At 62.5% G+C, this 13,451-nt stretch carries 16 protein-coding genes and 1 tRNA gene; 11 read left to right on the top strand and 6 right to left on the bottom strand.

Annotated features, from left to right (window positions below; genetic code table 11):
* Positions 1-21: 21 nt before the first annotated feature.
* From secDF to MesoLj_RS20020, 5 genes are all read left to right on the top strand, one after another.
* Positions 22-2,571, top strand: a complete 2,550-nt coding sequence (gene secDF / locus MesoLj_RS20000) for a protein translocase subunit SecDF (RefSeq protein ID WP_140773163.1) — start codon at positions 22-24, stop codon at positions 2,569-2,571.
* A gap of 28 nt (positions 2,572-2,599) precedes the next feature.
* Positions 2,600-2,992 carry an Mth938-like domain-containing protein gene (locus tag MesoLj_RS20005; RefSeq protein WP_081295109.1) on the top strand — a complete coding sequence of 131 codons (393 nt, stop codon included), beginning with the start codon at positions 2,600-2,602 and terminating at the stop codon, positions 2,990-2,992.
* Position 2,993: 1 nt separating this feature from the next.
* A complete protein-coding gene (locus MesoLj_RS20010; protein ID WP_202321968.1) occupies positions 2,994-3,845 on the top strand; it encodes a phytoene/squalene synthase family protein in 852 nt (283 codons plus the stop codon).
* 79 nt (positions 3,846-3,924) lie between these two features.
* Positions 3,925-4,359, top strand: coding sequence for a hypothetical protein (locus tag MesoLj_RS20015; protein WP_202321969.1), 435 nt, complete (start codon positions 3,925-3,927; stop codon positions 4,357-4,359).
* A complete protein-coding gene (locus MesoLj_RS20020) occupies positions 4,359-5,309 on the top strand; it encodes a sterol desaturase family protein (RefSeq protein WP_202327364.1) in 951 nt (316 codons plus the stop codon). The genes MesoLj_RS20015 and MesoLj_RS20020 overlap by 1 nt, the downstream gene beginning before the upstream one ends.
* Before the next feature lie 12 nt (positions 5,310-5,321).
* Here the strand turns inward: MesoLj_RS20020 and MesoLj_RS20025 are convergent, their stop codons facing one another.
* The 3 genes from MesoLj_RS20025 to trmFO form a co-directional block, all read right to left on the bottom strand.
* Positions 5,322-5,654: a type II toxin-antitoxin system RelE/ParE family toxin gene (locus tag MesoLj_RS20025; RefSeq protein ID WP_202327365.1), complete on the bottom strand. Its 333-nt coding sequence runs from the start codon at positions 5,652-5,654 to the stop codon at positions 5,322-5,324.
* Positions 5,626-5,928 (bottom strand): type II toxin-antitoxin system ParD family antitoxin, encoded by a 303-nt coding sequence (locus MesoLj_RS20030; RefSeq protein WP_202321970.1) that lies wholly within the window; start codon positions 5,926-5,928, stop codon positions 5,626-5,628. The genes MesoLj_RS20025 and MesoLj_RS20030 overlap by 29 nt, the downstream gene beginning before the upstream one ends.
* A 67-nt stretch (positions 5,929-5,995) precedes the next feature.
* On the bottom strand, positions 5,996-7,408 hold the full coding sequence (gene trmFO / locus MesoLj_RS20035) for a methylenetetrahydrofolate--tRNA-(uracil(54)-C(5))-methyltransferase (FADH(2)-oxidizing) TrmFO (protein WP_202321971.1): 1,413 nt from the start codon (positions 7,406-7,408) through the stop codon (positions 5,996-5,998).
* A gap of 377 nt (positions 7,409-7,785) precedes the next feature.
* On the opposite strand from trmFO, the gene MesoLj_RS20040 reads away from it, so the two are divergent.
* Positions 7,786-7,932 (top strand): hypothetical protein, encoded by a 147-nt coding sequence (locus MesoLj_RS20040; RefSeq protein WP_202321972.1) that lies wholly within the window; start codon positions 7,786-7,788, stop codon positions 7,930-7,932.
* A 47-nt stretch (positions 7,933-7,979) separates the two neighbouring features.
* Here MesoLj_RS20040 and MesoLj_RS20045 read toward each other — a convergent pair whose 3' ends face one another.
* Both MesoLj_RS20045 and MesoLj_RS20050 read right to left on the bottom strand, forming a co-directional pair.
* Positions 7,980-8,120, bottom strand: coding sequence for a DUF1127 domain-containing protein (locus tag MesoLj_RS20045; protein ID WP_065005581.1), 141 nt, complete (start codon positions 8,118-8,120; stop codon positions 7,980-7,982).
* A gap of 50 nt (positions 8,121-8,170) precedes the next feature.
* Positions 8,171-8,311 carry a DUF1127 domain-containing protein gene (locus tag MesoLj_RS20050; RefSeq protein ID WP_013531315.1) on the bottom strand — a complete coding sequence of 47 codons (141 nt, stop codon included), beginning with the start codon at positions 8,309-8,311 and terminating at the stop codon, positions 8,171-8,173.
* Positions 8,312-8,546: 235 nt separating this feature from the next.
* Here MesoLj_RS20050 and MesoLj_RS20055 point away from each other — a divergent pair, with 235 nt between their 5' ends.
* Positions 8,547-9,665: a DUF2157 domain-containing protein gene (locus MesoLj_RS20055; protein WP_140773169.1), complete on the top strand. Its 1,119-nt coding sequence runs from the start codon at positions 8,547-8,549 to the stop codon at positions 9,663-9,665.
* The gene (locus MesoLj_RS20060) at positions 9,662-10,246 is read left to right on the top strand and encodes a GDYXXLXY domain-containing protein (RefSeq protein WP_202321974.1); all 585 of its coding nucleotides are present in this window, start codon (positions 9,662-9,664) and stop codon (positions 10,244-10,246) included. Before MesoLj_RS20055 ends, MesoLj_RS20060 begins: the two co-directional genes overlap by 4 nt.
* A gap of 20 nt (positions 10,247-10,266) precedes the next feature.
* On the opposite strand, the gene MesoLj_RS20065 is transcribed toward MesoLj_RS20060, so the two are convergent.
* Positions 10,267-10,349 (bottom strand) — tRNA-Leu (locus tag MesoLj_RS20065).
* Positions 10,350-10,707: 358 nt separating this feature from the next.
* Here MesoLj_RS20065 and tig point away from each other — a divergent pair.
* The 3 genes from tig to MesoLj_RS20080 all read left to right on the top strand — a co-directional run bounded on the left by tig (position 10,708) and on the right by MesoLj_RS20080 (position 13,412).
* Positions 10,708-12,192: a trigger factor gene (tig, locus tag MesoLj_RS20070; RefSeq protein WP_140773172.1), complete on the top strand. Its 1,485-nt coding sequence runs from the start codon at positions 10,708-10,710 to the stop codon at positions 12,190-12,192.
* Positions 12,193-12,356: 164 nt separating this feature from the next.
* Complete coding sequence (locus tag MesoLj_RS20075) at positions 12,357-12,881, top strand: hypothetical protein (protein ID WP_140773173.1); 525 nt, start codon at positions 12,357-12,359, stop codon at positions 12,879-12,881.
* Between the two features lie 150 nt (positions 12,882-13,031).
* Positions 13,032-13,412, top strand: coding sequence for a c-type cytochrome (locus MesoLj_RS20080; protein WP_202321976.1), 381 nt, complete (start codon positions 13,032-13,034; stop codon positions 13,410-13,412).
* Positions 13,413-13,451: the final 39 nt, after the last annotated feature.

Raw genomic sequence — 13,451 nt, forward strand, 5'->3', positions numbered from 1 at the left:
CGCTCTGACGGACGACGCCATATGCTGTATTTTTCGCGCTTCAAGATGATCCTGATCTGGTTGGCCGTGGCCGCCACAGTGGTCCTCGCCGCGCCCAATCTCATTCCCGCGAGCACATTGGCCCAGCTCCCGAGCTGGGTGCCGAAGCGGCAAATGACACTCGGCCTCGACCTGCAGGGCGGTTCGCACATCCTGCTCGAGATGAACCAGAACGATCTGATCAAGGATCGGCTCGAGACGACGCGCGACGAAATCCGCACGCTGCTGCGCGACGCCAAGATCGGCTACACCGGCCTTGGCGGCACGGGGCGGACCTTGCAGGTCCGCATCACGGATCCGGCGCAACTCGATGCCGCCAAGAAGGCGTTGAAGACCTTGACCGATCCGGTCGCCGCCGGCCTGTTCACCGGCGGGTCGATCCAGGAAATGTCGCTGGACGATTCCGAACCGGGCCTGCTCAAGTTCACCGTCACCGACGCCGGCATCAAATACCGCACGTCGACCGCCTTGGCGCAATCGATCGAAGTGGTGGAACGCCGCGTCAACGAGCTCGGCACCACCGAGCCCATCGTCCAGCGGCAAGGCGACGACCGTATCCTTGTCCAGGTGCCTGGCCTGCAGGATCCGCAGCGGCTGAAGGAAATCCTCGGCCAGACCGCGAAGCTGACGTTCCAGATGGTCGATCAGTCGATGCCTGTGCAGGACGCGCTCAAGGGTCGTCCGCCCGCCGGCTCCTCGGTGCTCTATTCCCAGGACGATCCGCCGGTTCCGTATCTGATTGAAAACCGCGTCATCGTTTCGGGCGAGAACCTCGTCGACGCGCAAGCGACGTACAATTCGCAGAACAACGAGCCGGTGGTTTCATTCCGCTTCGATTCGAAGGGCGCCGCGCGCTTCGGCCAGGCGACCTCGCAGAATGTCGGCAAGCTGTTCGCCATCATCCTCGACAACCAGGTGATTTCGGCGCCGCAGATCCGTGAGCCGATCCTCGGCGGCACCGGCCAGATTTCAGGCAATTTCACCGCCCAGAGCGCCAACGATCTGGCCGTGCTTTTGCGTGCCGGCGCGTTGCCGGCGACACTGACCGTTATCGAGGAACGCACCGTGGGTCCGGGCCTTGGCCAGGATTCGATCCATGCCGGCAAGGTCGCCGGTATCATCGGTTCGATCCTCGTCGTCGCTTTCATGTTCGTCGCCTATGGTTTCCTCGGCTTCCTCGCCAATATCGCGCTGGCGGTGCACGTGGCGATGATCGTCGGGCTCTTGTCGCTGCTCGGCGCGACGCTGACCTTGCCCGGTATCGCCGGTATCGTGCTGACCATCGGCATGGCTGTCGATTCCAACGTGCTGATCTATGAACGTATCCGCGAGGAGCGACGAAACGGGCGCTCGGTGATCCAGGCGATCGATACGGGCTTCACCAAGGCGCTGGCGACGATCGTCGACTCCAACGTCACCTCGCTGATCGCGACGGTGGTGCTGTTCTATCTCGGCACTGGGCCGGTCAAAGGTTTCGCTATCACCTTCGCCATCGGCATCCTGACCACGGTGTTCACCGCTTTCACCTTCACGCGCCTGCTGGTGTCGATCTGGCTGCGCCGCGCCCGTCCGAAGGAATTGCCGAGGGCGCCGGTGACCTTCATTCCGCCCGGTACGAAAATTCCGTTCATGGGCATCCGCCGCTGGACTTTCGCCCTGTCGAGCATCCTGTCGGTGCTGTCGGTCGTGCTGTTCATGACCGTCGACATCAATTACGGCATCGATTTCAAGGGCGGCTCGCTGATCGAGGTGCAGTCCAAGAGCGGCGACGCCAATCTTGGCGATATCCGCGCCAGGCTGACCGAGCTCAACATCGGCGAAGTGCAGGTGCAGCAGTTCGGCGCGCCAAACGATGTGCTGATCCGTGTCGGCGCCCAGGATGCGGGCGAGAACGCCGAACAGACGGTCATCGACAAGGTGCGCGGCGAGTTGCAGGACAGTTATGACTTCCGCCGCGTCGAGGTCGTCGGGCCGACCGTGTCGGGCGAACTCGCCAAGCAAGGCACGATCGCCATGCTGATCGCGCTCATCGGCATCCTGATCTATGTCTGGTTCCGCTTCGAGTGGCAGTTCGCGGTCGGCGCCATCGTTGCGACCGTGCACGACGTGGTCATGACGCTCGGCTTCTTCGTGATCACGGGCCTTGAATTCAACCAGTCATCGCTGGCGGCGATCCTGACCATCATCGGCTATTCGCTGAACGATACGATCGTGGTCTATGACCGCGTCCGCGAGGATCTGCGAAAATACAAGCGAATGCCGCTGCCTCAGCTGCTCAACAACGCCATCAACGAGACGCTGTCGAGAACGACGCTGACTTCGGTGACGACGATCCTGGCTTTGCTGGCACTGGTGCTGTTCGGCGGCGAGGTCATCCGCTCCTTCACCATGGCGATGCTGTTCGGCGTCGTGTTCGGCACCTATTCGTCGATCTTCATCGCCGCACCGCTGCTGATCCTGTTCAAGCTGCGGCCACAGACCACGGCCGACGAGGAGAAGCCGGTCGGCGGTGGCAAGGCGGTCGCGACCTGACGCGCGGCCCCGAAGGGGTGACTGAGTGGTGACCGGCAAAGGGATTGTCATCCGCGAGGCGCATTTCCCAGGCCGCGCTCCGATCGAGGCCTATGGCAATGGCGGGTTCCGCTTTGCCGACATGTCGCACCGCGGCTCGTTGCTGTGCCTGCCATCCGGCATCCATGGCTGGGAGCCGGCGGACGCGGCAGCGCTGACGGTGGCGGATTTCGACAAACTTCTGGCCGAGGCCGACAAGGTCGAGATCCTGCTGGTCGGCATGGGCAGGGATCTCCGGCCGTTGCCGGCAGCGCTGCGGGCGGCGTTGAAAGAGGCGGGCATAGCGTCCGATCCGATGTCGACCGGGGCAGCGGTGCGGACCTACAATGTCCTTCTGGCGGAAGACCGCGCCGTGGCTGCCGCGCTCATCGCCGTCGATTGATATGTCCCAGAATGCCAAAATCGTCATGGACGCGGTGCGCGCCGCCGACCATGACCGGTATCTCACGGCGCTCTACGCGCCGGTCGACAAGCGCGATGCGCTGTTTTCGCTTTACGCTTTCAATGCCGAGGTCGCGGGCATTCGCGACCGCATCCATGAAGCGCTGCCGGGTGAGGTACGGCTGCAATGGTGGCGCGATCTCATCGCCGCCGACAATGAAGGCGCAGGCATCGGCCATCCCACCGCCGACGCGCTGAAGGCGACAATTTCCATTCATCGCCTGCCGAAACTGGCCTTCGAGAATATGCTCGAAGCGCGCATCTTCGATCTCTACGACGATCCGATGCCGTCGCGCACGGATCTGGAAGGCTATTGCGGCGAGACAGCAGCCGCGCTCATCCAGCTAGCGGCGATGGTGCTTGATCCCGTCGAGGCGCCGCGCTTTGCGGAACTGGCCGGCAGGGCGGGCTGTGCGCAGGCGATGACCGGCCTACTTCTGCTGCTGCCGCTGCACCGCAAGCGCGGGCAGTGCTTTATCCCGGCCGACATCCTGGCGGCGGCGGGATCGTCGCCGGAAGAGTTTGTTGCCGGCGATGGCGGGCCTGGAGCGCAGCGCGCCGTGGCGGCGATGATCGCGCTGGCACGTGAACACCTTTCAGCCTTCGAGCGGGGCGCCGCGGAGTTGCCGGCGTCGTTGCGCCCGGCATTCATGCCACTTGCGCTGTCGCGCGCCTATCTCGACAAGATGGAAGGCTCGAGCCATTCACCGCTCGACAGCGTCGCGCGGCTCTCTGCCCTGCGCCGGCATTGGCTCCTGTTGCGGCGCGCAAGCAAGGGCTGGCCGGCACTTTGACGTAAACGTCAATCGTGTTAAGGATTCGGCCGAGCCGAAAACTGTCGCCGAAGACGACAGGCCGGCGCGGAGGAAATCCATGAGCTTGCCCGTGCTGGTCGCGATCGTCGCCTTTGGCATTGCGCTGTCGGTTGCCGCGGTGCATTTCACGGGCGGCAGCAAGACGGCCACACTGGCTGGTCCGGATCAGGCGCTGCGCCGATTCGCAGAAGATTATCCTGACGAGACGGCTGCGACAGTCCGCCTGACGGCGGATGCCAAGACCGCATTTCTCGATCTTGGGCGAGGGCATATCGGCATTGTTCATAGCATCGGCGATTGCTTTTTGACCCGCATCGTCACGCCCGCAGACACAAAGGTGTCCGGCGCTGGCGAGGCGCATACGGTTCTGGTTCGGCTGACGGATTTCACCTGGAAGGGCGGCCGATTCCGCTTCGCGAGTGCCGCCGATGCCCAGGCCTTACTGAATGCTCTCGGGTCGCATCATTCAAATTCCGCGAGGGGGGCCGCGTGATGGACAGCTATGATTTCCCGCAGGTCACCCAGCTGGCCATTCCGTTCTTCGTCGCCGCGATCCTGATCGAGCTCTGGCTGGTGCGCAGCGGCCGCGCCAAGGGCTCGTTCGAGACGCGCGATACGCTGACCAGCCTGATGATGGGCACCGGCAATGTCGTCGCCGGGCTGCTGCTTGGCGTCGTCTCCTACTGGGCGCTGCTGTGGCTATGGCAGTTCCGCGTCTTCAATCTCGGCCTGTCGGTCTGGGTGTTCCTGGCCGCCTTCCTGCTCGATGACCTGCGCTACTATGTCTATCACCGCATTGCGCACCGGGTGCGCTGGGTGTGGGCCGAGCATGTCAACCATCATTCGAGCCAGCACTACAATCTGTCGACGGCGCTCCGGCAAAGCTGGACCGGGCTGTTCACTTTCATGTTCGTGCTGCAGGCGCCGCTGGTGCTGCTCGGCTTCCATCCGGCGGTCATCGCCTTCACCTTCGGTTTCAACCTGGTCTGGCAGTTCTGGATCCACACCGAGACCATCGGCAAGATGTGGGGCTGGTTCGAATTGATCTTCAACACGCCGTCCCACCACCGCGTCCACCACGCCACCAACCCGCGCTATCTCGACGCCAACTATGCCGGAACGCTGATCATCTGGGACCGCATGTTCGGTACCTTCGTCGAGGAATTGGAGGAAGACCGGCCGCGCTACGGCATCGTCAAGAATCTCGGCACCTTCAACCCGCTGAAAGTGGCGTTCCACGAATGGATCGGCATGTTCAGGGATGCTTTCGCGCCGGGCCTGACGCTGCGCGAGCGCCTGAATTATCTGATCAGGCCGCCGGGCTGGAGCCATGACGGTTCGCGCGAAACCTCGGAAAGCCTGAAGGCCGCCTATGTCAGGCGGAATCCCGGCGAGGCGGGCAAGCCGGGACTGCCTGTGGCGAGTGCCGAGCCGGCGGAGTAGCTGCTTTGGCGGCTAGGAGGCGTCGCTCGAACCGCCATCGCGCATCAGCGTCTCGTAGTCACGGCCGCCGTAGAAGATGTTGACGATGCGGACAACATCGCCCTCGATCACATAGGCGATGACGGCGGAGTGCTCGAACGGGACGGCTCGCAGTCCTGGCAAAATCTCGTCGCGCGAGCGACCGCCACGAGGCGCATTGCCGATGCGCTCGCACCGCACCTTGATCCGATCCACAAAACCGTTTGCGATGTTTTCGCTGCCGCTGCTCTCAAGAATGTAGGTGCCAATCGCTTCGAGATCGGAAATCGCGTTTTCGCTAAGAACGACGACGAGACGCTGGATCATCATGGTCTTGCGCCAGTTGCGAAATCCGCTTCTTTACCCGGTCGATTGCTTCGTCGAGCGGAACAGCAGGCCTTGTATCATCGATTGACGCCTTCACTCGCGCCCTGATCGAGGCCATGCGTTCGGCATGCTCTTCCTCTTCGCGCTGGAAAGCGCGAAGCGCGGCGCGGATGACTTCACTCGCGGAGCCGAAAGACCCATCCTCGACTTTCTCGCGGATCATGCGCGCCATTGCGGGCGTGACAGTGATGGACAGTTTCTCGGCGGATTCCATAGAACGGCTCCGGTAGGTGTGAAGTAGGATAGTATCCTACTTTCTCCTTCGGGTCCAATCCGGGGTGCTATTCCGCAGCTTCGGCCGTTTGCGCCGGCAGCCCCAGCCATTGCCGGCAATCGCCCAGCGCGCGCGATGTGATGGCATGTCTTTTGGCGACCGTTTTATCCTTGCCACGCAGGCGCTTGCCTTCGGTCTTCGGCGCTTCCACCGGGGGGAACAGGCCGAAATTGACGTTCATCGGCTGGAACGAGCGCTTACCTGGCTCGTCATCGGAAACAATATGGCCGCCGGTGATGTGGTTGAGCAGCGCGCCGAAGGCCGTGGTGAGCGGCGGCAGGGATGGTGCGTGGCCGAGCCGTTCGGCGGCGGCGAAGCGGCCGGCGAGCAGGCCGATGGCGGCGCTTTCGACATAGCCCTCACAACCGGTGATCTGGCCGGCGAAACGCAGGCCAGGGCGCGACTTCAGCTGCAGCGAGGCGTCGAGCAGCGTCGGCGAGTTGATGTAGGTGTTGCGGTGCAGGCCGCCGAGGCGGGCGAAATCGGCGTTTTCCAGGCCTGGAATGGTGCGGAAGACGCGGACCTGCTCGGCGTGCTTCAGCTTGGTCTGGAACCCGACCATGTTGTAGAGCGTGCCCAGCGCATTGTCCTGCCGCAGCTGGACAACGGCATAGGCTTTCACCGTCGGATTGTGCGCATTGGTCAGGCCCATCGGCTTCATCGGCCCGTAGCGCAGGGTCTCGACGCCGCGTTCGGCCATGATCTCGATCGGCAGGCAGCCGTCGAAATAGGGCGTGCCTTCCCATTGCTTGAACTCGGTCTTCTGGCCGTCGACCAGCGCCTGCACGAAGGCGAGGTACTGGTCCTTGTCCATCGGACAGTTGATGTAGTCCTTGCCGGTGCCGCCGGGCCCGACCTTGTCGTAGCGCGACTGGAACCAGCAAATGTCCATGTCGATCGTGTCGAAATGGATGATCGGCGCGATGGCGTCGAAGAAGGCGAGCGCATCGGCGCCAGTCGCCTCCGCTATCGACTGGGCAAGTCCAGGCGCGGTCAGCGGCCCGGTGGCGATGATCGCCTGGTCCCAGTCCGCCGGCGGCAGGCCTGGCACCTCCTCGCGCTGGATGCTGATCAGCGGGTGTGCTTCGAGCCTCTTCGTCACGGCCTCGGAGAAACCGTCGCGGTCGACGGCAAGCGCGCCGCCGGCCGGCACCTGGTTGGCATCGCCGGCGCTCATGATCAAGGAGCCGGCCAGCCGCATTTCGGCGTGAAGCAGCCCGACCGCGTTGTTTTCGGCATCGTCGGAGCGGAAGGAATTGGAACAGACCAGTTCGGCCAGGCCATCGGTCTTGTGGGCGTCCGTGCCGCGAACCGGTCGCATCTCATGCAGCACAACGGGAACGCCGGCCTGCGCCACCTGCCATGCGGCTTCGGAACCGGCGAGACCACCGCCGATGATGTGGATAGGATTTTTGCTCATGAGCGCCGGAATAATCGCTTGCCGCCGCGATTGCAATTGTCGCGCGGCGGTGAACGGGAAACGCCTGGTCGGGAGAGCCTGCCCTGAAAACAACAACACCCGCCGGGGGAGGAGGTCCGGCGGGTGTCGTTTTGGGGGTCGACCCTCGGGAGGAGGTGAAGGCCGACCGTATTCGTCATCGCCGGGGAGGAGGTCGGCTTTGACGAAATTCCTTTCGCCATTTGAAGAGGGGCGAAACCTCCGGGGCAAAATTCGTTTGCCACCTGGGAAACAGCGCCCGCCGCGGGAGGAGGTGCGGCGGGCGCCGTTTGGTTGGCCAACCCTCGGGAGGAGGTGAAGGTTGGGCCTATTCGTCATCGCCGGGGAGGAGGTCGGCTTTGACGAAATCTCTTTCGCCATTTGAAGAGGGGCGAAACCTCTGGGACAAAATTCGTTTTGCCGCCTGGGAAACAACGCCCGCCGCGGGAGGAGGTGCGGCGGGCGCCGTTTTGGTGGTCAACCCTTGGGAGGAGGGTAAGGGCTGACCGTCTTCGCTGGGCTCGGGGAGGAGGTCGACCCCAGCGAAATTCCGTTAGATCGCCTTGCGGGCGATGATCTTGATTTCGTCGCGGACGATACCGAGATCATGCAGCTGGCGGTTCGAAAGGCGACCCAGCTCGGTAACCGTCTCGCGATAAACGCGCCAGTTACGATAGTTGCGGATCAGGTTCATTGTCGTTCTCTTTTTTAGAAACTTGTTCGGACCATTCGCGGTCCGAAGAATTAGACCGCCTTGCGAGCGACGTAAGGAATGTCGCTGCGGCTGATGCCGAGGTCGGTCAGTTCGCGGTTGCTCAGGCGGCTCAGCTCGGACACGGTGTCCCTGTAGCGGCGCCAGTTGCGGTAGTTGCGGATCAGGTTCATGGTAGTTCTCGTTTCGTCTTTCTTGCGGATCATTCCGTTTGTGTACGAACCATAAATAGGCGGGCCCATATCGATTTAAAAGCGCTATGGCTGCATGGCAGCAATGCAAATTGTGCAATGCAGCATTAACGCGCCTTCACGGACCTGACACAAAGAAGCCAGAATCAGAAAGTGCCGTGACGTCAACGGTTTGGCTGGTTCGGCTGAAAAAACGACCTAGCGGGGGAGGCAGGGGATGGCAGGGTACTCGACACGGGTCAGGTCCGACATCGCGCGGTGGCTGCAGACAGGCCTGATCGACGCAGCGACGGCCGATTCCCTGACGCGTGACGTCGAGGCCAACGCGCGCAAGTCGCTCAGCTTCGGTTCGATCCTGGCGATGATGGCGGCGCTGCTGTTTGGCGCGGCCATCCTGATCTTCGTCGCCGCCAACTGGGATGCGATCCCGCGGCTCGCTCGAGTGGCCGCGCTCTTTGCCATCATCCTCGGCGGCTATGTCGGCGGCGCGGTGCTGAAGACGCGCGACCATGCGGCGATCGGCGAAGCGCTGTGGATCGTGGCTGCTGCTGCTTTCGGCGGTTCGATCGCGCTGATCGGCCAGATGTATCATTTGTCCGGCGACGAGGCTTCCGCGCTGGTCACCTGGGGCGCCGGCACAGCGCTGGCGGCGGTGGCGCTACGGTCGAACCCGCTGACCGTCGCGGCGGTTGGTATCGCCGACGCCTGGCTGTTCCTGAAAGGGTTCGATTACTACAGCCGCAGCAACTTTCCGCATGCCTTCGTCATCATGGCGGTCGCGCTGTTTGCCGTCTCGTTCTGGACCCGCAGCCAGCCGGCGCGGCACCTGATCATCCTGTCGCTGCTCTTCTATCTCGTGCTGTTGGCCGGGAATCACGCGACGCTGCCGGTGGCGATCCCCCTTGTCGTTGTCTCCGCCGTGCTTTTCGCGGCTGCCGTCTTCGCACCGGAACCAGTCGACCGGATCGTGCAACTTGGCGGCCGCTTGCCCTTGCATGCCCTGCTCGGCTTCCTGACGGGCCTGGCAATCATCCAGTTCGAACTGGCGGACGAAAGCACCTATAACAGCGGCTTCACCATCGCCTCGGTCGTCGCGCTTGCCGGCATTGTTGCCGCTATCGTGCTGGCGGGACGGGAAAGCCGAGGCCTGCGCTGGCTTGCCTATCTCGGCTTCGCCTTCGAACTCGCCATGATCTATGTCGTGACCTTGCAGTCGATGCTCGACACGGCCGGCTTCTTCCTGGCCGCCGCGGTGCTGCTCGGTATCCTGGCAGTCGTCATCATTCGCGTCGAAAAACGCATGAACGGTCCAGCGACCGGGGGAGCCACGGCATGACGACCGGAAAGAAACTTGTCATCTCGGCGCTGGTGCTGGCGCTCGTCCAGATAGGGTTCCTGAGCTGGATCATCGCCGGCCGGGCGGCGATCCTGCGCAACGGCAAGGACGTGCTGTTGAAGATCGAGCCCGTCGATCCGCGCGACCTGCTGCGCGGCGACTACATCATCCTCGGCTACGATATCTCGCGCATTCCGGTGAAAATGATCGCCAACATTCCCGCCGGCAAGTTCTCCAGCGACGACACCTCGATCGTGGTCCGCCTGAAGAAGGGTGCCGACGGCTACTGGGCGCCGACCACCGCCTGGTTCGGCAAGGCGCCGACGCCCGCGGCCGCCGACGAGGCCGATATTCTGGGCCATGTCGCCGAAGGCTGGGACCTGCGCAGCGAGGGCACGACGATCGCGCCGGACTACGGCATCGAGCGCTTCTACCTGCCCGAGGGCGAGGGCATCGCGATCCAGAACGACATGCGGGTGCGCCCGTTCGGGATACGCCTTGCGCTCGCCAGCGACGGTACCGCGCAGATCAAGGCGCTGGTCGACGGCGACAAGACGTTGTTCGAGGAGCCGCTCTATTAGTAATGTTGGATGTCGGTCATTGGTGCGGGTAGAGGGACTCGAACCCCCACGATCTCTCGCCAGAACCTAAATCTGGTGCGTCTACCAGTTCCGCCATACCCGCATGGCCCGGCAATCTCATGTAGCCATCATTCTGTCAATGTCGGAGACAAGATGTCGGGTCAGGGCCGAAATGCTGGTTATTCGCCTAAACGCGAAGACTGTTGAAAATTAGCCTCGCCTGTGACAAAAGGCGTGTCAAATGTGACGGGACGCGACGATCCGCTTCTGCAGAATGTGATAAGAAGTAGGAAAAACAAGAACTTATTCACATTTTGGAACGCAGTTTGGGAGAGTTTGAGCCGTAATTTCGGTCAAATCGCCAGGTTCCGTACCAAAAGCCATTCCCGGCAAGATTATACCGGCAGGCTGTAAACGGCAGAGGCCGTGGCAGTCTCATTGGTGAAAACAAAGGTTTTACGATGCAGGTCACCGAAACGCTCAACTCCGGTCTCAAGCGCGAGATCAAGATCACCGTGCCGGCCGGTGACATGGAAGCCAAGCTGATGGCGCGGCTGTCGGACGCGCGCAACAAGGTCCGCATCAACGGCTTCCGCCCCGGCAAGGTGCCGGTGCAGCACCTGCGCAAGGTCTACGGCAAGTCGTTCATGGCCGAAGTGGTCAACGAGATCCTCAATGATTCGACCCGTTCGATCATTACCGGCCGCGGCGAAAAGGCCGCCATGCAGCCCGAAGTCATCATGACCGAGGACGAGAAGGAAGCCGAGAAGATCCTGGCCGGCGGCACCGACTTCGAATTCCGCCTCAACTATGAGGTCATCCCGGCGATCGAGATCAAGGATTTCTCCGACATCAAGGTGACGCGCCAGGTGTTCGACGTGCCGGACAGCGAGATCGACGAGCAGGTCAAGCGCGTCGCCGAATCGGCACGCAGCTACGAGCCGAAGACCGGCAAGGCCGCCGAAGGCGACCGCGTCAGCATCGACTATGTCGGCAAGATTGACGGCGAGGCCTTTGCCGGCGGCGCCGGCACCGATCAGCCGCTGGTGCTGGGCTCCAAGGAGTTCATCCCGGGTTTCGAGGACCAACTCATCGGCGCCAAGGCGGGCGACGAAAAGCAGGTCACCGTGACCTTCCCTGAAAACTATCAGGCGGCGCATCTGGCCGGCAAGGAAGCGACCTTCGACGTCACCGTCAAGGAAGTGTCGAAGCCGGGCGAACTGGAAATCAACGACGAGACCGCCAAGAACCTTGGCCTGGAATCGCTGGAGCGGCTGCGCGAGATCGTACGCGGCCAGATCGAGAACCAGTTCGGCTCGATGACGCGCCAGAAGGTCAAGCGCCAGCTGCTCGACCAGCTCGATGCGGCCTATTCGTTCGAGGCGCCGTCGAAGCTCATCGACGCCGAGTTCAACAACATCTGGGCGCAGGTCAATCGCGATCTGGAAGCCGCCGGCCGCACCTTCGCCGATGAAGAGACGACCGAAGAAGAAGCCCGCGCCGAATATCTGCGTCTTGCCGAGCGCCGCGTGCGCCTTGGCCTGGTGCTGGCGGAGATCGGCGAGAAGGCAGGTGTCACCGTTTCGGACGAGGAATTGCAGCGCGGCCTGTTCGAGCAGGTTCGCCGCTTCCCGGCCAACCAGCAGCAGGAAGCTTTCGAGTTCTACCGCAGCAACCCCGAGGCACTGAACGCGCTGCGCGCACCGATGTTCGAGGAAAAGGTGGTCGATCACTTGCTCGGCCAGATCTCGGTCACCGACGTCAAGGTCAGCAAGGAAGAGCTGATGGCCGATGACGAGGAAGCGGAAACCACGACCAAGGCGAAGCCCGCGAAGAAGGCGGCGGCCAAGAAGGCTGAAGCCAAGGCGAGCGAGGCCGGCGACGAGGCGGAAGAGCCTAAGAAGAAGGCCGCGCCGAAGAAGAAGGCCGCCAAGGACGCCGAATAAGTTTCCCGCACTGATGGAATCGACGAAGGCCGCCCTCGGGGCGGCCTTTTTCGTTGCGAAACTGCAACAGCCGGCTCGCTTCTCGGGACGCGGCACTTGGCGATACCAGGCGTTGATCATTATCTGCGCTGCTGCTGCAAACCGTATGGTTCCTGGAGGGGGCGTTGAGCCTATTCTTTGAAACGGGGCGTACTGTCGCCTTGGCGCTCGTTCTGGCCTTCGCCTGTGATCTTGCCCAAGCCGGCGCGCTTGCCGGCGACTGGCGCTTCGGCACGGACGACGCCGGCCTTGTCACTGCTTCGCTTCATGCCACCAACAAGCTGATCACCGGCGGCGGCGCCTTGAGCTACAGCCCGGTGCTGACCATTGCCTGCCGGGCAGACGGCGAACCGCGCTGGACCGAATGGCTGCAGTTGAATGACGGGGTTTCGGCCAGCCGCAAGATCACCATGTCGGTCAGCGTCGACGGCGGCGGCAAGTTCGACGAGAGCTGGTCGGTCGGATCACGCGGCCGAATGCTGGTGCGCGACGGCGCCGACGGCATCAAGCGCCTTGTTCCCGCAAGCCGGCTGTCGCTTTCCTGGCGGTTCGGATTGTTGTCAGGTCGCGGCCAGGCGGATTTCGACCTTGCCGGGCTTGAAGAGGCGGTCGAGCAGATCGCCGGGACCTGCCGGACCGATCCGCCTTGAGCGCGGCCGGGTTCTAAACCTTCGCAATGCTTGGGTTTTTCTACCCGCGGCCTGGATTCCATGGTATGTTGGCGCTGCAGTTCCACCGGGGAGATATTCCGCCCAGGCGCGATCGTCCGAGGCATAAATGGCGATCAGGGAGGAAATGCCATGCGCGCTATAGCGTTTTTCGCTGCGGTGTCCGCTACGATCTTCGTCGTGCATCCGTCGCAGGCACAGGATGCCGCGGCTGGTGAGAAGGTCTTCACCAAATGCCAAGTCTGCCACATCGCAAACGAGGACAAGAACAAGATCGGTCCATCGCTGCACGGGGTCATCGGCCGCACGGCCGGTACGCATCCGGATTTCAAATATTCCGATGCGATGATTGCGGCAGGCAAATCCGGCATCAAATGGGACGAGCCAACGCTGACGACCTACCTTCACAATCCCAAGGCCATGGTCAAAGGCACCAAGATGACGTTTCCCGGCCTCAAGAACGATGCCGACGTGGCCAACGTCATTGCCTATCTGAAAACCTTCTCCAAGTGAGCTGGCTCCTCCGCCATCTATCTAACGTCTTGTTTTTCC

It is taken from the genome of Mesorhizobium sp. 113-3-9, from assembly GCF_016756515.1.
Classification (GTDB): domain Bacteria; phylum Pseudomonadota; class Alphaproteobacteria; order Rhizobiales; family Rhizobiaceae; genus Mesorhizobium.